Consider the following 17,715-nt stretch of genomic DNA (forward strand, 5'->3'; position numbering starts at 1 on the left):
TCGCACCCCGAACCCGGGGTGCGACGTCGACCCGCGCCATCTCGCGATGTCGCGCGCACGAGAAGAGACGGATAGTTGGCCACCTCCAACACACGACGCGCCAGGCCCGTACGCACCCTGGTGACCCTCGCTGTACTGATCCTCGCGCTGTTCGCGTCGATCTTCGCCGGCACCAAGTGGTCGGACGCGAGCACCACGCCCGGACTCGCCCTCGACCTGGAGGGCGGCACGCAGATCATCCTCACGCCGGTCGCCACCGAGGGCAAGGTCACCGACGAGACGATCACGCAGGCGATCAACGTGATCCGCCAGCGCGTCGACTCCTCGGGCGTCACCGAGGCCGAGATCACGAGCCAGGGCAACAACATCGTTGTCGGGCTGCCGGGCACCCCGAGCGACGAGACCCTCGACCTCGTGCGCAAGTCCGCGCAGATGCGGTTCCGCCCGGTCCTGACCGTCGGCGCGCCCACCCCCGTGGAGAGCACGGAGACGGAGACGCCGGCCGAGCCCGAGACGCCCGTCACCCCGGCGAACCCGAGCGACCTCGCCCAGATCACCCCCGCGATCCAGGCCGAGTTCGACGCACTGGACTGCACGGACCCCGCGAACCTCACCGGCGGGCTCGGCGACGACCCCGACGCGCCCCTGGTCACGTGCGCCGACGACGGCACCGCGAAGTACATCCTGGGCCCGGTCGAGATCGAGGGCACCGAGATCTCCAACGCGAGCTCGGGCATGGGCACCACGGCCCAGGGCGTGAGCACCGGCCAGTGGGTCGTCAACCTCGAGTTCAACAAGGCCGGCACCGAGGCCTTCGAGGTCGTCACCGACCGTCTCTTCTCGCTGCCCGCCCCGCAGAACGCGTTCGCGCTCGTGCTCGACGGACTCGTCATCTCGGCGCCGTCCGCGAACGCCGTCATCACCGACGGCAAGGCCGAGATCTCCGGCAGCTTCACGCGTGAGAGCGCAGCGCTGCTCGCGAACCAGCTCAACTTCGGCTCGCTCCCGCTGACCTTCGAGGTCCAGAGCGAGCAGCAGATCTCCGCGACCCTCGGCAGCGAGCAGCTCGAGAAGGGCCTCATCGCGGGTGCGATCGGCCTCCTGCTCGTCGTCATCTACTCGCTCTTCCAGTACCGGGCCCTCGGCCTGGTCACGGTCGCCTCGCTCGGCATCGCCGCCGTGCTCACCTTCGGGGTGATCCTGCTCCTGTCCTGGACGATCGGGTACCGCCTCTCGCTGCCCGGCGTCGCGGGCATCATCGTCGCGATCGGCATCACCGCGGACTCGTTCATCGTGTACTTCGAACGCATCCGTGACGAGCTGCGCGACGGCCGCACCCTGAACTCGGCCGTCGAGAAGGGCTGGGACCGCGCACGGCGCACCATCCTGGCCTCCGACGCGGTCAACTTCCTCGCCGCGGTCGTGCTGTACTTCCTGGCCGTGGGCGGCGTGCGCGGCTTCGCGTTCACGCTCGGACTGACCACGCTGATCGACCTGATCGTCGTGTTCATGTTCACGCACCCCGTCATGCAGCTCCTGGCCCGCACCAAGTTCTTCGCGAACGGGCACCCGGCCTCGGGCCTCGACCCGCGCCGGCTCGGCGCGACCACCCGCTACGCCGGCCGTGGGCGCGTCGCCCGCCCCGGTACCCAGGACGCGTCCGGCACCTCGGACGCCGCGGTCACCGACGCCCCCGTCGACGAGCCCTTCGGCAGCCCCACGCGCGAGAAGGTCGGCGCGGGCGCGAGCCTGTCCGGCGCGACCACGGGTGACAGCGGCCGGATGACGATCGCCGAGCGCCGGGCCGCCGCCAGGCGCGCGGCCCAGGACTCCGGCTCCACCACCGATTCCTCGACCGAGGGCGACAAGAACGAGGAGAACCGCTGATGGCGCAGGGATTCGCCCAGTGGGGCAACGACCTGTACACGGGGCGCAAGTCCTACCAGATCGTCGGCCACCGCCGCCGCTTCTACATCGTCGCGATCGTCATGGTCGTCCTGTCGTTCGGGGTCCTGCTCACCAAGGGCTTCAACCTCGGCATCGACTTCCGCGGCGGCTCCGAGTTCGTCGTCTCGAACGTGAGCGACACCAGCCAGCAGCCCGCGATCGACGCCGTGGCCGAGGTCGCCCCCGACGAGGTCCCGCGCGTCACGAGCGTCGGCGGCAGCGCCGTCCGCGTCCAGACCGACCGCCTGACCGCCGACGAGGTCACCGAGGTCCGCGACGCGCTCGCCGGCGCCTACTCGGTGACCGAGGACGACGTCACGACCGCGTTCATCGGCCCCAGCTGGGGCAAGGACGTCTCGCAGAAGGCCATCACGGGCCTGATCGTCTTCCTGGTGCTCGTAGGCCTGGTCATGACGATCTACTTCCGGAACTGGCGCATGGCCGCCGCCGCGCTCATCGCGCTGTTCCACGACCTCATCATCACGGTCGGGATCTACGCGGCGATCGGCTGGGAGGTCACGCCGGCGACCGTGATCGGCTTCCTGACCATCCTCGGGTACTCGATCTACGACACGGTCGTGGTCTTCGACAAGGTCCGGGAGAACACGCGCGGCGTCCTCGACCAGACCCGCAGCACCTACGCCGAGCGGGCGAACCTCGCGGTCAACCAGACGCTCGTCCGGTCGATCAACACCTCGGTCGTGGCCCTGCTGCCCGTCAGCGCGATCCTGTTCATCGGCGCGTTCCTCCTGGGGGCCGGCACGCTGCGCGACATCTCGCTCGCCCTGTTCGTCGGCATGGCCGTCGGCGCCTACTCCTCGATCTTCCTGGCCACGCCCCTGGAGGTCTCGCTGCGTGAGCGCGAGCCCGCCATCAAGGAGCACACCCAGAAGGTCCTGGACAAGCGCGCGGCCCTCGTCGCGGACGCGGCCCGCTCCACCGACGACGTGTCCCGCGACGCTGCACTGGCAGCGGCCGGGGTCCAGGGCTCGGGCCAGCTCCTGCCGGGAGCCCACCAGGGCAACAAGGCCCAGCCCCGACGCAAGCGGGGGCACTGAGCACTCATGAGCACCAGCAGCATCCTTCCCGTCGGGCTCTCGGGCCTGGGGGACGAGCGCGCGGCGGAGGTCCTCGGCCTCGTCCGCGACGTCCCGGACTACCCCCAGCCCGGTGTCACGTTCCGTGACATCACCGGCCTGCTCGCCGACGGCAAGGCGCTCGGCGACGTGGTCGACTCCCTCGCGGCCTTCGCCGCGGGGGGCGTCGACCTCGTCGCCGGTCTGGAGGCCCGCGGCTTCCTGATCGGCGCCCCGCTCGCGACCCGTCTGGGCGTCGGCTTCCTGCCGCTGCGCAAGGCGGGCAAGCTGCCGCCGCCCACCGAAGCCGTGACCTACGACCTCGAGTACGGCACCGCCACGATCGAGCTGCGCACCGGCACGCTCGCGCCCGGCGCGCGCGTCCTGGTCGTCGACGACGTCCTGGCCACGGGCGGCACGGCCTCGGCCGGCGCCGAGCTCGTGGAGCGGTGCGGCGGCGTCGTCGTCGGTCTCGCGTTCCTGCTCGAGCTCGACGGCCTGGGCGGGCGCGAACGGCTCGCGGGCCGGCAGGTCGACACGCTCCTGCGCGTGGAGTCGTAGGATTGCCACTCCGACGAACGTCGAGATTCTCCGGCGATCAGGGTGAGGAGGCACGCATGAGCGAAGAGACACGGACCGGTCGGTCCGCGAGCGAGAGCGGGCAGTCCTCGGCAGCGCGCGTACGGTCCCGGTTGGTGCGGTTCGGCGTCCGGGGGAGCCAGGGAGGCATCCCCGCGCTCGAACCCGTGCTCCAAGCAGTCCGGACCAACCACCCCAAGTCCGACCTGTCGGTCATCGAGCGCGCCTACGTCACCGCGGAGAAGGCCCACCGCGGCCAGGCCCGCAAGAGCGGCGACCCGTACATCACGCACCCCGTCGCGGTCGCCACGATCCTCGCGGACCTCGGGTTCGACGGCGCCACGCTCGCCGCGGCCCTGCTCCACGACACGGTCGAGGACACCGAGTACTCGCTCGAACGCCTCACCGAGGAGTACGGCGAGGAGATCGCCATGCTCGTCGACGGCGTCACCAAGCTCGACAAGGTGAAGTACGGCGACGCGGCGCAGGCCGAGACCGTGCGCAAGATGGTCGTGGCCATGGCCCGCGACATCCGTGTGCTCGTCATCAAGCTCGCCGACCGCCTGCACAACGCCCGGACCTGGAAGTTCGTCCCGTCGTCGTCGGCCGAGCGCAAGGCCCGCGAGACCCTCGAGATCTATGCGCCCCTGGCCCACCGCCTGGGCATGAACACCATCAAGTGGGAGCTCGAGGACCTGTCGTTCGCGACGCTCTACCCCAAGGTGTACGAGGAGATCGTCCACCTCGTGGCCGAGCGCGCACCGGCCCGCGAGGAGTACCTCGCGGTCGTCCGGGAGCAGGTGACCGCGGACCTGCGGACGGCCAAGATCAAGGCGACCGTGACCGGGCGCCCCAAGCACTACTACTCGATCTACCAGAAGATGATCGTGCGCGGGCACGACTTCGCGGAGATCTACGACCTTGTCGGCGCACGCGTCCTCGTGGACACCGTGCGCGACTGCTACGCGGCGCTCGGCGCCCTGCACGCGCGATGGAACCCCGTCCCCGGGCGGTTCAAGGACTACATCGCGATGCCCAAGTTCAACATGTACCAGTCGCTGCACACCACGGTGATCGGTCCCGGCGGCAAGCCCGTCGAGATCCAGATCCGTACGCACGACATGCACCGACGGGCCGAGTACGGGGTCGCGGCGCACTGGAAGTACAAGGAGGTCGCCAAGTCGAGCGGCGCTCCGGACACGGCGTCGACCGACATGCAGTGGTTGCGCCAGCTCGTCGACTGGCAGCGCGAGACCGCGGACCCCTCGGAGTTCCTCGACTCGCTGCGCTTCGAGATCGGGGGCGCCGAGGTCTACGTCTTCACCCCCAAGGGCGACGTCATCGCGCTGCCCGCGGGCTCGACGCCCGTCGACTTCGCGTACGCGGTCCACACCGAGGTCGGTCACCGCACCATGGGGGCGCGGGTCAACGGTCGCCTCGTCCCGCTCGACTCCAAGCTGGACAACGGCGACGTCGTCGACGTCCTGACCTCCAAGTCGGAGACCGCTGGCCCCAGCCGTGACTGGCTCGCCTTCGTCAGCAGCCCGCGCGCCCGCAACAAGATCCGGCAGTGGTTCTCCAAGGAGCGCCGCGAGGAGGCCGTCGAGCACGGCAAGACCGCGATCGCCAAGGCCATGCGCAAGCAGAACCTGCCGATCCAGCGCCTGCTGAGCCACGAGTCGCTCGTGGGCCTCGCGAACGAGATGCGCTACCCCGACGTCTCGGCGCTGTACGCCGCGATCGGCGAGGGGCAGGTCTCGGCCGCGAGCGTCGTGCAGAAGCTCGTGCACGCCATGGGCGGGGAGGACGGCGCGTCCGAGGACCTCGCGGAGGTCGCCCGTCCGGGGCACACCGCGCGTCGCCCCCGCACGGGCGACCCGGGCGTGGTCGTCAAGGGCGTGGACGACATCTGGGTCAAGCTCGCCAAGTGCTGCACCCCGGTCCCGGGCGACGAGATCATCGGCTTCATCACGCGTGGACAGGGCGTGAGCGTCCACCGCGCGGACTGCGCCAACGTCGTGGGCCTGCGCAACCAGCCCGAGCGCATCGTCGAGGTCGACTGGACCACGGGCAGCAACGCCCTGTTCCTGGTGCAGATCCAGGTCGAGGCCCTCGACCGCTCGCGCCTGCTCTCGGACGTGACGCGGGTCCTGTCGGACCACCACGTCAACATCCTGTCCGCGACGGTCTCGACGTCGAACGACCGGGTTGCGATGTCCCGGTTCGTGTTCGAGATGGCCGAGCCCGGCCACCTGGCGACGGTGCTGTCCGCGGTCCGCAAGATCGACGGCGTGTTCGACGTCTACCGGATCACGGGCTCCAAGGCCGCCGAGCCGCCGCCGCTCCCGGCCTGACCGCCGGCCGGGCCCCCGCACCACGGCCCGACGGCGCCGCGCACCTGGGTGCGCGCGTCGCCCGGGTCCGGCGGGCGCGCGGCGACCTGGACGGCGAGGGGGGCGGCGCCGTACGGCCGCGGGCGACAGGCGCCGCTCGACGGGTGACCGGAGGCCCCCGGTGGCAGCATCAGGGGATGGACCTGCCCGTGCGCCCGCCCACGCTGCCCATGCTCGCGAAGTCGGTCTCGGGCGTCCCGGACCCCGCGGGCGTCGAAGGCGGTCTGGTGTTCGAGCCCAAGTGGGACGGGTTCCGTGCGATCGTCTACCGCGACGGCGACGAGGTGCGCCTCGACAGCCGCAGCGCCAAACCCATGGAGCGGTACTTCCCCGACGTCGTCCAGGCAGTCCTGGACTCGTTGCCCGAGCGGTGCGTGGTCGACGGGGAGATCGTGCTCGCCCAGGGCGGCCGGCTCGACTTCGAGGCGCTTCAGCAGCGCATCCACCCCGCGGCCTCGCGCGTCGCCCGCCTGGCCGAGGAGACCCCGGCGAGCCTCGTCGTGTTCGACCTGCTGGCCCTGGGCGACGACGACCTCACGGCCGAGCCGCTCGCCCGCCGCCAGGAGCTGCTCGCGGGCCTGCGGCTCGACGGCCCGCGCGTGCACCTGACGCCCCGCACCACGGACCGAGCGGTCGCCCAGGAGTGGTTCGAGTCGTTCGAGGGCGCAGGGCTCGACGGGGTCGTCGCGAAACCGCTCGCCGCGCCCTACCAGCCCAACAAGCGCGTCATGCTCAAGGTCAAGCACGAGCGCACGGCCGACGTCGTGCTCGCGGGATACCGCCTGCACAAGACGTCGACCCCCGAGGAGCCGCTGCTGGGCTCGCTCCTCCTGGGGCTGTACGACGGTGCGGGCGACCTGCAGTTCGTGGGCGTCGCGGCGTCGTTCCCCATGGCTCGTCGCGCCGAGCTCGTCGACGAGCTCGCGCCGCTCGTGCTCGACCCCGAGAGCCCCGACGCCGCCGAGCACCCGTGGGCCGGGTGGGAGAGCCCGGGCTCGGGGCGCATGCCGGGCGCGCAGTCGCGCTGGAGCGGCGCCAAGGACATGTCGTTCGTCCCGCTGCGGATCGAGCGGGTGCTCGAGGTGGCGTACGACCACATGGAGGGCAGCCGGTTCCGCCACACCGTCCAGCTCCGGCGCTGGCGCAGCGACCGCGAGCCCGCGTCGTGCACGTACGAGCAGCTCGAGGAGCCCGTGAGCTACCGCCTGGACGACCTGCTGCCCGGGGCACCGGGCGTGGCGTGAGCCGCACACCGGGCACCTTCCCCGGAGGGCCTGGAGCGTCGGCACCGCCCACAGGGCCGCACGAGGCGTGCCAGGGGCCCTTCTCCGCACCACGCCCCGGGGGGTGGGGTCAGTCGTCCTTCGAGTGCTCGTCGTGCCGTGAGGCGTCCTTGCTGGGCTGGACGCGCTTGGGCTCGCCCGGCATCTTGGGGTGCTCGGGAGGATAGGGCAGGTCGCCCAGCCCGTGGTCGCGCTCGTCACGCGCCGCGAGATCGAGCGCCAGCTCGAGAGAGCACCGCGGCTCGGGGGCCGCGGCGTCCAGACGGGCGTGCAGGTCACCGACCTCTGCGAACCGTGCCGGCACGGTCAGCACGTCGAAGTCGTCCGGCGCGACGTCCGGCACCTCCTCCCAGCGCAGCGGCGCCGAGACCGTGGCGCGGGCGTTGGACCGGATCGAGTACGCCGAGGCGATCGTGCGGTCGCGCGCCATCTGGTTGTAGTCGACGAAGATCTTGACCCCGCGCTCCTCCTTCCACCACTTCGTCGTGACCTGGTCCGGCAGGCGCCGCTCGAGCTCCCGACCGATCGCGATCGTCGCCCGGCGCGCCTGCACGAAGCTCCACCGCGGCTCGACCGGGACGAACACGTGCAGGCCCCGGCCGCCCGACGTCTTGGGGAAGCCCTCCAGGCCCAGCTCGCCCAGCAGCTCGCGCAGCTCCGGGGCCACCCGCGCGGCGTCGGAGTAGTCGGTCCCGGGCTGCGGGTCGAGGTCGATGCGCAGCTGGTCGGGCGACTCGACGTCCGCGCCCGTCACGGGCCACGGGTGGAACGTCAGCGTCCCCAGGTTCGCGGCCCACAGCACCACGGCCAGCTCGGTCGGGCGCACCTCGTCGGCCGTGCGACCGCTCGGGAACGCGATCCGGGCCGTCTCGACGTAGTCCGGAGCGCCCTGCGGGATGCGCTTCTGGTAGAACGCGTCGCCGCTGTTGTCCGTGCGGGTGCTCAGCCTGGCCCCCTCGAACACTCCCTTGGGCCAGCGTTCGAGCGTCGTCGGACGCTCGCGCAGCGCCGCGAGGATGCCCGGCCCGACCGACTGGAAGTACCTCACGACGTCGAGCTTGGTCAGCCCCCGGCCGGGGAAGACGACACGGTCCGGGCTCGTGACGCGCACGGTGCGCCCGTCGACGTCGAGCTCGACGGCCGGGGTCGTGGAACGAGGCATCCCCTCACGGTAGACGCGGGGACCTCCCGTCGCCCGCCGACCCGTCCTCGGCCGACGGCCCCCGGATCGCGAGCAGGTCCGCGAGCAGCACCCGCGCCCGCGGCCGCCCCGTCCGGCGGTGCCGCAGGTCGAGGACCTGCAGCGCGGCGCGCACGTCCAGGCCGCCGCGCTCGAGGAGCGCCCGCAGGACCGGCACGGCCAGCACCGGATCCGTCAGGCAGGCGACGTCGACCGCGGTCCGCTCGACCGTCGTCACCAGCACCGTGCCGATCCGCACGGTCTCCGGACGCAGGAGCGCGCTCTGGCGCGACACGCGCCCCGGACGGGGCGGGGGACGGTGGACGCCCAGGGGGTACACGACCTCGAGACCTGCGCCCTCCGGCGTCCCGCAGTGCACCCAGGCCGCGCTCGTGCCGCCGACCACGGTCCGCGGGGGCACCTGGGGAGCCAAGGACAGCGCACGCACCGCGGGGGTGAGCGCCGTCGTCGGGCGGACCGCCGCGTCCTCCCGGACCCGGACGAGCGCGCCGCACCGCACCAGGTCCCCCCATGCGACGCGACCTCCGACGTGCTCCGGCCCGACCACCAGAGGTGCGTCGTCCACGCGGACGTCCATGGCGAGGTCCGCGGGGGTCGCCGCCCCCGGGCCGGCGGCGGCGCGGGAGAGGGGAGGGAGCAGGGTGGTCACGGTCACCAGCCTGGCGTGTCCGGCGGGCACGCACGAGGGGCCCGCGTGAACCTGTGGACAGCGGTGCCGTCCACAGGCCCTCGCGGGCCCCTCGTAGGGTGCGGGATCAGCCGCGCGAGTCCTCGGCGGCCTTGACGACCTGCTCGAGCCACGCACGACGCGCCGTAATCGCGGACTCGACCTCGGCGACCTTGCGCTTGTCACCCTTGGCCTGTGCGGCCGCCAGGTCCTCCTCGAGGCCCGCGATCGCGGCCTCGAGCTGCGCGGCAGCCCCCTCGGCACGCGCCCGGGTCTCGGGGTTCGAGCGCGACCACTGCGACTGCTCGGCGTCACGGACCGCGGTCTCGACCGCGCGCAGGCGAGCCTCGACGCGCTGGACGTCGGCACGCGGGACCTTGCCCGCGTCCTCCCACTTCTCCTGGATGTCGCGCAGCGCCGACTTGGCCTGGGCCAGGTCCGTCACCGGCACGAGCTTCTCCGCCTGCTCGAGCAGAGCCTCCTTGACCACGAGGTTCTGCGCGTACTCGGCGTCCGTCGCCGCGTTGAGCTCGTCGCGTGCCTGGAAGAACGCGTCCTGCGCCGCGCGGAAACGCGCCCACAGTGCGTCGTCGTCCCGGCGGTTGGCCCGCCCGGCGGCCTTCCACTCGGTCATGAGGTCACGGAAGGCACCCGCCGTGGCACCCCAGTCCGTGCTGTTCTGCAGGGCCTCGGCACGCTGGACGAGCTTCTCCTTGACCTCCTTGGCCGAGGAGTTGCGCTGCTCGAGCTCGGCGAAGTAGTGCCGACGCTCGCGGTCGAAGGCCGTCCGGGCGTGGCTGAAGCGCTTCCAGAGCGCCTCCTCGCTCGTCCGGTCGATCCTCGGGCCGTTGCGCTGCGCGTCCTTCCACTGGTCGAGCAGCTTGCGCAGCTCCTCGCCCGCCGGGCGCCACTGGATGCGCGCGGGATCCGTCGAGGCGATCTTCTCGGCCGCCTCGATGATCTCGGTGCGGGCGGCGAGCGCTGCCTCCTTGGCGGCGTTGCGCTCGGCCTCGAGCTCGGCACGACGCGCCGCGGCGACCGAGCGCAGGGACTCGACGTGCGCACGCAGGCCGTCCAGGTCGCCCACCGCGGACGGCTCGGCGGTCTCCTCGGTGAGCTTGGCGAGGGTCGAGTCGATCTCCTTGACCGACAGGTCCGTGCCGGTCAGGCGCGCCTCGAAGAGCGCGACCTTCGCGTGCAGGTCGAGATAGCGGCGCACGTACAGCGCGAGCGCCTCCTCGGGGCTGACCCCGGGGAACTGCCCGACGCTGCGCTCGCCCGCGGCCTCGGTCACGTAGACCGTGCCGTCCTCGTCGACACGGCCGAAGCCCGCAGCGGCCTTGGCGGCCGCGCTGTCGTCGGGGACGACGGCCGCAGCGGCGGCCGGGGCGATGGTCGCGGCAGCGGGCGCCGCCGGTGCCGGGGTCCCCGGCTTGGGCGGACGCGGCACGGGGATCGCGCTCGGCTTGGGAGCCGCCGAGGGCTTGGGCGCGGCGGACGGCTTGGGCGCGGGCGCGGCGACCTCGGCGGGAGCCTCGGCCTGAGCGGGCTCTGCCTCAGCCTCAGCCTCAGCCGCGGGTGCGGGCGCGTCGGGCGCCGAGGAGGCCTCGGCCTCCGGGGCGACCGGCTCTGCGGGCTTCTCGGAAGGAGTCTCGTCCGCGACGGTCTCCGCGTCGGCGTCGTTCGCGGCGGGGGCCTCGGACTCGACCGTCTCCGCTGCGTCGGGCGCGGCCTCGGTCGGTTCAGCGACCGCCGGCACCTCGACCTGCTCCGTAGCGGCGGCCTCCTCGGATGCCTGCGCCGGAGAGTTCGCGTGGTTCTCGGTGCTCTCGCTCACTGGGTCTCAACTCCTTCGATGGTGACCGGGGTGGCGGGGGTGCCGTCGACGGCCCCGTCCGCGGTCCCCGCGTCAGCGACTGCTCGGACGACGTCCAAGCCGGATGTGATCTTGCCGAAGACGGTGTACCCACCGGTGTCCGTCGGCAAGGTGCTGTCCTCGTAGACGAGGAAGAACTGGCTGCCCTGGGAGTCCGTCGACAGCGCACGGGCCATGGCGATGGTGCCCGCGGGGAAGAACCCGTCCTCGGGCGTGTTCTCGACGGGACCGAACGTGTAGCCGGGCCCGCCCGTGCCCGTGCCCGTGGGGTCGCCGCACTGCAGGACGAAGATGTTCGCGGTCGTCAGCCGGTGGCAGTCGGTGTCGTCGAAGAACCCGCCGCGCGCGAGCGAGACGAAGCTCGCGACCGTCTGCGGTGCCGCCTGGCCGTCGAGCGTGAAGGCGATGTCCCCGGCGCTGGTGCGCAGCTCGCCCGTCCACTCGCGGTCCTGCGCGTCGGAGGCCGGGGGGAGCGTGAACGTCTTGGCCGGAGCGTTGGCCACGAAGGCGATCGCGGTGCCGCCCGCGACGAGGGCGAGCCCCGCGACCGCACCGGCGACGGTCCACGTCCGACGCCTGCGGGCGTGCGCCTGCGCCTGGCGCTGGGTCCACCTCAGCTCGCGCCGACGGGCGCGCTCACGTTCGCGCTTGCTCGTTGACACCCCAACTCCTTCGTCTCACGCCACGGGCAGGTCCGCGTGCCGGCGCGAAGGCGCGTGCTCGCACGGGTGGTCCACGGTTTCAGAGGACAGTCTAGGCACCGGGAGCGTTCCGGCGCGGTGACTTTCCGCCCGCGAGGTCACGGTCCGGTATCAGGTGCCCCGCCGGGCGGGGTCGGTACTGTCCCTCCATGGACGTCTTCCTGGTGGTCGCCCCCGTGTTCGGAACCAACTGCACGGTCGTCGCGCCGCCCGCCCCGGACGGGCCCGACGGCGCCGCGCGCCCGTGCGTGATCGTCGACGCAGGGGCCGGGGTCGTCCCCGGCGTGGTCGAGGTCGTGCGTGAGCACGGCCTGTCGCCGCGGGCGGTCTTGGCGACGCACGGGCACGCCGACCACACGTGGGACGCGGCCGAGCTGTGCGACCTCTACGGCGTGCCACTGTGGATCCACGCGCGCGACGCGTACCGCCTCGCGGACCCCCTCGGCACGGTCGAGGACGCGCCGCCCTCGACCGGCGAGCGCGCCGCCACGCTCGCGAGCGCGCTCCGGCAGCAGGGCGCACGGATCGAGGACTACCGCGAGCCGGTCGACGTGCGGACCTTCGGGACGCCCTGGGCACCGGGGCCCGGCGACCAGCAGGGCGGCGGCAGGGTCGACGGCCGGGTCCCCGCGGACTCGCGGACCCGGCTCGGCCTGGGCGGTGTCCTGGTCGACGCCCTGCACGCCCCGGGCCACACCCAGGGGTCGACGCTCTACCTGCCGGTCGTCGGGGACGCTGCCGCGGACCCCGCCGGGCACGACGAGGGAGGCTCCGGCGGACGGCACGACGCGGCCGGTCTCGTGCTCGCCGGCGACGTCCTGTTCGCCGGCTCCGTGGGCCGGACCGACCTGCCCGGAGGAGACGGCGAGACGATGCGGCGGACCCTGCGCGACGTCGTCGGGCCGCTCGACGACTCCCTCCAGGTGGTGCCCGGGCACGGGCCCCTGACCACGGTCGGCCGCGAGCGCCGGACCAACCCGTACCTGCGGGGCCTGTGAACCGATTGCTCGTCCGGTCCGGGAGTCTGGAAAGATCGGGTCCCATGGCCCGACCTACACCTCTCTCCGGTTTCCCCGAATGGCTCCCTGCTGGACGCGTCGTGGAGCAGCACGTGCTCGACACGCTGCGTCGCACGTTCGAGCTCCATGGTTTCGCGGGGATCGAGACGCGCGCCGTCGAGCCCCTGGACCAGCTGCTGCGCAAGGGTGAGACCTCCAAGGAGGTGTACGTGCTGCGTCGGCTCCAGGAGGAGCCCGACGCAGCCGATGCAGGCGCGGGGGACCGGGGTGGCAAGGGCGACAAGCAGCTCGGCCTGCACTTCGACCTGACGGTGCCGTTCGCGCGCTACGTGCTGGAGAACGCCGGTCACCTGGCGTTCCCGTTCAAGCGTCACCAGATCCAGAAGGTGTGGCGTGGCGAGCGACCCCAGGACGGGCGCTTCCGTGAGTTCGTGCAAGCCGACATCGACGTCGTGGGCGCGGGCGAGCTGCCCTACCACTTCGAGGTCGAGCTGCCGCTGGTCATGGCCGAGGCGCTGGGGGAGCTGCGCTCGATCGGGGTGCCCGAGGTCCGCATCCTGGTGAACAACCGCAAGGTCGCGGAAGGCTTCTACCGCGGGCTGGGCCTGGACGACGTCGAGGGCGTGCTGCGCAGCATCGACAAGCTCGACAAGATCGGCCCGGACAAGGTCGCGGCGCTGCTGGTCGCGGAGACGGGTGCGACGCCCGAGCAGGCGGCCGCGTGCCTGGCGCTCGCGGCGATCTCCGGCTCGGACGCGAGCGTCGCGGAGCGGGTGCGGGCGCTCGCGGCCGAGCACGGTGTGACGTCCGACCTGCTGGAGGAGGGGCTCGGCGAGCTGTCGGCGCTGATCGACGCGGCGGCCGTGCGGGCGCCCGGCGTGGTGGTCGCGGACCTGAAGATCGCGCGTGGCCTGGACTACTACACGGGCTCGGTCTACGAGACGGTCCTGGTGGGGCACGAGCAGCTCGGGTCGATCTGCTCGGGCGGGCGCTACGACACGCTGGCGTCGGACGGTGCGAACACCTACCCGGGGGTAGGGCTGTCGATCGGTGTCTCGCGGCTGGTCTCGCGGCTGCTGAGCGCGGGCCTGGTGCGCTCGACGCGGTCGGTGCCGAGCGCCGTGGTGGTCGCGGTGACGAGCGAGGAGACGCGTGCCGCGTCGGACGCGGTCGCGGTCGCGCTGCGCTCGCGGGGCATCCCGGTCGAGGTGGCGCCGAGCGCGGCGAAGTTCGGCAAGCAGATCAAGTTCGCGGACCGTCGCGGCATCCCGTTCGTGTGGTTCCCTGCGGGGATCGGTGCGGACGGCGAGGTCGTGCCGCACCAGGTCAAGGACATCCGTTCGGGCGAGCAGGTCGCGGCGGACCCGGCGACGTGGGCGCCGTCCGAGGAGGACCTGTGGCCGCGGGTCGTCCCGGCGGGGGAGTGAGACCGCTGCCCGGGCGCTGACCCGGGCGGACGTGCGTGAGGCCCGGCAGGGGTTCCCTGCCGGGCCTCACGTGTGCGGGCGGGTGCCAGGCCGACGTCAGGCCTCGGGGATCTCGGCGCCGAAGCTCTCGAGGGTGATGTCGGCGGGGTCGGGGCCGCGGCGCACCCCCTGGTCGAGCGCGTCGATCGCGGCGAGCTCGGTGTCGGTCAGCGTGAAGTCGGCCACGTCGAAGTTCTCGGCGATGCGAGCCGGCTTGGTGGACTTGGGGATCGCGGAGCGGCCCTCCTGCAGGTGCCAGCGCAGCATGACCTGCGCGGCGGACTTCCCGTGCGCCTCGGCGATCGCGAGGATCTCGGGGTCGTCGAACGTGCGTGCGCCGCCCTCGCGGTAGGACGTGATGCCGCCGATGGGGGACCACGCCTGGGTCAGGATGCCGTGCGCCGCGTCCACGGCCTGGAGATCGCGCTGCTGGAAGTACGGGTGGACCTCGATCTGGTTCACGGCCGGGACGACGCTCGCCGTCTCCAGGAGGCGCTCGAGGTGCTCGGGCATGAAGTTGCTCACGCCGATGGCCCGGACCTTGCCGTCGGCCAGGAGCGTCTCCAGGGCGCGGTAGGCCTCGAGCGTGAGGTCGAACCGGCTCGGCAGCGCCTGGTGCAGGAGCAGCAGGTCGATCTGCTCGACGCTGAGCTTGCCCGCGGACTTGTCGAACGCGTGCAGCGTCGTGTCGTAGCCGTAGTCGCTGATCCAGACCTTGGTCTCGACGAACACCTCGCTGCGGTCGAGGCCCGAGTCGGCGAGCGCGCGGCCGACCTCGCGCTCGTTGCCGTACGCCGCGGCGGTGTCCACGAGCCGGTACCCGGTCTCGAGGGCCGTGCGGACCGAGGCCACCGTCTCGTCGGGCGGCGCCTGGAAGACGCCGAAGCCCAGGGCGGGCATCGTGACGCCGTTGTTCAGGGTGAGGGCGGGGGTCGAGGGGGTGCTCATGTGGTGCTCCTTGATCGGTCCTGGTGCTGCGGTCGGTAAGGGAGGTGGCCGGCGCGCCGAGGGGCGCGCGCGGCAGGTCGTACCGGCGAGGAGCGCTGCTGCTCGCCGGTGGGAGGGGACGGGGTGCGTGCTCAGGGCACGAGCGCGACCTTGAGCGCCTCGCGCGCGTCCATGGCGCGGTAGGCCTCGGCGACCTGGTCGAGCGGGAGGGTGCGGTCGAACACGCGCCCGGGGTCGATGCGCCCGGAGAGCACGTCGGGCAGGACGTCCTCGATGTAGGCGCGCACCGGCGCGGGCCCGCCCGTCAGGGTGATGTTGCGCCCGAACAGCGAACCCCACCCCACGGGGGCGTCCTCGTACTGCGGGACCCCGACGCGGGAGATGACGCCGCCGACCCGCACGACCCCGTACGCCTGCTGGTAGGCGGGCATGTGCCCGACGGCCTCGATCACGACGTGCGTGCCCTGACCGTCGGTCAGGTCGCGGACCCTGGCCACGCCCTCCTCGCCGCGCTCGGGCACCACGTCGGTCGCGCCGAGCTCGACGCCCAGGTCGGTGCGGTCGGTGTGGCGTCCCATGAGGACGACCCGCTCGGCGCCGAGCCGTCGCGAGGCGAGGACCGCGGAGAGCCCGACGGCGCCGTCCCCGATCACCGTCACGGTCCGGCCGGGGCCGACCCTGCCCATGTGCGCGGCGTGGTGCCCGGTGAGGAACACGTCGGACAGCGTCAGCAGCGAGTTCAGCATCGGCTCGTCGGTGTCCGCGAGCGCCGTGCCGGTCTTGACGAGGGTGCCGTCGGCGAGGGGGATGCGCACGGCCTCGGCCTGCGCACCGCCGACGCCGCCGGTGCCGAAGAAGTGCCGGTGGGCTGGCGGCGCGGACGCGGTTCTTCAGGATCGTCGATCCTGCGATCAGCAGGAAGCTCGCGGTGACCGGGCGCGCCGTGAAGTCCGACGCGCCGCTCACGGTCCGGTCGGTCGAGGACACCGGGGAGGTGCGCGACCTTCTCGACCTCACGACCGGGACTGGGGACTTCATCGCGAACGGTGTCATCAGCCACAACTGCTTCGCGCGCCCCTCGCACCGCTACCTCGACATGAACCCCGGCGAGGACTTCGACAGCCAGATCGTCGTCAAGATGAACGTCGCCGAGGTGCTGCGGGCCGAGCTCGCCAAGCCGTCCTGGACGGGCGACGCGGTCGCGCTCGGCACCAACACCGACCCCTACCAGCGCGCCGAGGGACGTTACCGGCTCATGCCGGGGATCATCGACGCGCTCGAGGCCTCGCGCACGCCGTTCTCGATCCTCACCAAGGGCACGCTCCTGCGCCGCGACCTCCCGCGACTGACGCAGGCGGCGCAGAACGTGGACGTCGGCATCGGGGTCTCCCTGGCGTTCGTCGACGAGGACCTCCAGCAGGCCGTCGAGCCCGGCACCCCCACGCCGCGCGCCCGCCTCGACCTCATCCGCGCCGCCCGGGCGGCAGGACTGCCGTGCGGGGTCATGATCGCCCCGGTCCTGCCGTGGCTCACCGACTCGGCCGACCACCTCACGCGCCTGCTCGACGCGGTCCACGAGGCCGGCGCGACCGGCGCCACGGTCCTCCCGCTGTTCCTCAAGCCCGGCACCCGCGAGTGGTTCATGGCCTGGCTGCGTCGCGACCACCCCGAGCGGGTCGCGGGCTACGAACGCGTCTACGCGGGCGGGTCGTCCGCGAGCCGTGCGTACCGGGACTGGCTGTGGGACCGGGTGCGCCCGCTGCTCGTCGAGCGCGGCTTCGCGAGCGCCGGGCACCGCGCCCAGGCGCGCACGTCGGGCCACGCCCGGACCGCCTGGCACCCCGAGTCTCCTGGCGAGAGAGCGCGGCGCGACGAGGGGGACTACCCGGCCGGGAGCCTGGTGGCGCAGCACCGGGACAGCGGCAGAGGGCCAGCCCGCACGGGCACGAGTGCGTCCGCGAGCGCCGAGCAGCTGCTCTTCTAGGACGGTCCCGGCAGGACACGCCCGGCGCGCGTCCGCTGAACGCGACGGCCTGGCGGACGCCCGCGCTCAGTCCTGCGCGAGCCGGGCCGGGAACCCGCCCGTGGCCACGGGTCCCCAGCCCGTGACGGTCACGCGCAGCAGCGACTTGCCCTGCGCGACCATGGCCCGGCGGTACTCGTCCCAGTCGGGGTGCTCCCCGGCGATCGAGCGGTAGTACTCGACGAGGGGCTCGACCGAGTCCGGCAGGTCGATCACCTCGGCCGTGCCGTCGACCTGGACCCAGGCGTCGTCGAAGTCCTCGCCCAGGACGCACAGCGAGGCGGCGGGGTCGCGCCGCAGGTTCACGGCCTTGGCGCGGTCGGGGTACGTCGAGACGACGACACGCCCCTCGGCGTCGACCCCGTACGTGACGGGGCTCATCTGCGGGGCGCCGCTCGCGCGCCGGGTGAGCAGCACGGCCCGCCGGTTGGCGCGCAGGAACGCGACGAGCTCCGCGCGTCCGACCCGGTCCGTGGTCGCGATCCGTCTGGCCATGCGTGCCTCCCGGGGAGAGTCCTCCTGAACGTGGTCCGCCC

Annotated in this window: 14 protein-coding genes and 1 pseudogene; 8 read left to right on the forward strand and 7 right to left on the reverse strand. The window is 72.8% G+C overall.

All coding sequences use genetic code 11. The annotated features are described in order from the left end of the window. Positions 1-120: 120 nt before the first annotated feature. The 5 genes from secD to H9623_RS11540 all read left to right on the forward strand — a co-directional run bounded on the left by secD (position 121) and on the right by H9623_RS11540 (position 7,239). Positions 121-1,887, forward strand: coding sequence for a protein translocase subunit SecD (gene secD / locus H9623_RS11520; protein WP_321575416.1), 1,767 nt, complete (start codon positions 121-123; stop codon positions 1,885-1,887). Further along, on the forward strand, positions 1,887-3,005 hold the full coding sequence (gene secF, locus H9623_RS11525; protein WP_193720185.1) for a protein translocase subunit SecF: 1,119 nt from the start codon (positions 1,887-1,889) through the stop codon (positions 3,003-3,005). The genes secD and secF overlap by 1 nt, the downstream gene beginning before the upstream one ends. Before the next feature lie 6 nt (positions 3,006-3,011). Beyond that, entirely contained in the window at positions 3,012-3,584 is a 573-nt protein-coding gene (locus H9623_RS11530) for an adenine phosphoribosyltransferase (RefSeq protein WP_193720186.1), read from the forward strand. 56 nt (positions 3,585-3,640) lie between these two features. Further along, the gene (locus tag H9623_RS11535; RefSeq protein ID WP_193720187.1) at positions 3,641-5,956 is read left to right on the forward strand and encodes a RelA/SpoT family protein; all 2,316 of its coding nucleotides are present in this window, start codon (positions 3,641-3,643) and stop codon (positions 5,954-5,956) included. A 176-nt stretch (positions 5,957-6,132) separates the two neighbouring features. Beyond that, on the forward strand, positions 6,133-7,239 hold the full coding sequence (locus H9623_RS11540) for an ATP-dependent DNA ligase (protein WP_193720188.1): 1,107 nt from the start codon (positions 6,133-6,135) through the stop codon (positions 7,237-7,239). Positions 7,240-7,348: 109 nt separating this feature from the next. Here the strand turns inward: H9623_RS11540 and ligD are convergent, their stop codons facing one another. From ligD to H9623_RS11560, 4 genes are all read right to left on the reverse strand, one after another. Then, positions 7,349-8,440: a non-homologous end-joining DNA ligase gene (gene ligD, locus H9623_RS11545; protein WP_193720189.1), complete on the reverse strand. Its 1,092-nt coding sequence runs from the start codon at positions 8,438-8,440 to the stop codon at positions 7,349-7,351. A 4-nt stretch (positions 8,441-8,444) separates the two neighbouring features. Beyond that, positions 8,445-9,128 (reverse strand): hypothetical protein, encoded by a 684-nt coding sequence (locus H9623_RS11550; RefSeq protein ID WP_193720190.1) that lies wholly within the window; start codon positions 9,126-9,128, stop codon positions 8,445-8,447. 106 nt (positions 9,129-9,234) lie between these two features. Next, a complete protein-coding gene (locus H9623_RS11555) occupies positions 9,235-10,983 on the reverse strand; it encodes a DUF349 domain-containing protein (protein WP_321575417.1) in 1,749 nt (582 codons plus the stop codon). Further along, positions 10,980-11,684, reverse strand: coding sequence for a peptidylprolyl isomerase (locus H9623_RS11560; protein WP_193720191.1), 705 nt, complete (start codon positions 11,682-11,684; stop codon positions 10,980-10,982). The genes H9623_RS11555 and H9623_RS11560 overlap by 4 nt, the downstream gene beginning before the upstream one ends. Before the next feature lie 188 nt (positions 11,685-11,872). On the opposite strand from H9623_RS11560, the gene H9623_RS11565 reads away from it, so the two are divergent. After that, positions 11,873-12,721: an MBL fold metallo-hydrolase gene (locus H9623_RS11565; RefSeq protein ID WP_193720192.1), complete on the forward strand. Its 849-nt coding sequence runs from the start codon at positions 11,873-11,875 to the stop codon at positions 12,719-12,721. Positions 12,722-12,765: 44 nt separating this feature from the next. Beyond that, complete coding sequence (gene hisS, locus H9623_RS11570; protein WP_193720193.1) at positions 12,766-14,169, forward strand: histidine--tRNA ligase; 1,404 nt, start codon at positions 12,766-12,768, stop codon at positions 14,167-14,169. A 96-nt stretch (positions 14,170-14,265) separates the two neighbouring features. On the opposite strand, the gene H9623_RS11575 is transcribed toward hisS, so the two are convergent. Continuing rightward, positions 14,266-15,156 carry an aldo/keto reductase gene (locus H9623_RS11575; RefSeq protein WP_193720194.1) on the reverse strand — a complete coding sequence of 297 codons (891 nt, stop codon included), beginning with the start codon at positions 15,154-15,156 and terminating at the stop codon, positions 14,266-14,268. Positions 15,157-15,287: 131 nt separating this feature from the next. Beyond that, positions 15,288-16,007 (reverse strand): annotated as a pseudogene (locus H9623_RS11580) (zinc-binding dehydrogenase); the annotation flags it as partial. A gap of 77 nt (positions 16,008-16,084) precedes the next feature. On the opposite strand from H9623_RS11580, the gene H9623_RS11585 reads away from it, so the two are divergent. Beyond that, positions 16,085-17,140 carry a radical SAM protein gene (locus tag H9623_RS11585; protein ID WP_193720196.1) on the forward strand — a complete coding sequence of 352 codons (1,056 nt, stop codon included), beginning with the start codon at positions 16,085-16,087 and terminating at the stop codon, positions 17,138-17,140. Between the two features lie 66 nt (positions 17,141-17,206). Here the strand turns inward: H9623_RS11585 and H9623_RS11590 are convergent, their stop codons facing one another. Beyond that, the gene (locus H9623_RS11590; protein WP_193720197.1) at positions 17,207-17,674 is read right to left on the reverse strand and encodes a PPOX class F420-dependent oxidoreductase; all 468 of its coding nucleotides are present in this window, start codon (positions 17,672-17,674) and stop codon (positions 17,207-17,209) included. Between the last annotated feature and the right edge of the window lie 41 nt (positions 17,675-17,715).

The sequence above is a fragment of the Oerskovia douganii genome (genome assembly GCF_015142735.1).
Classification (GTDB): Bacteria; Actinomycetota; Actinomycetes; order Actinomycetales; family Cellulomonadaceae; genus Oerskovia; species Oerskovia douganii.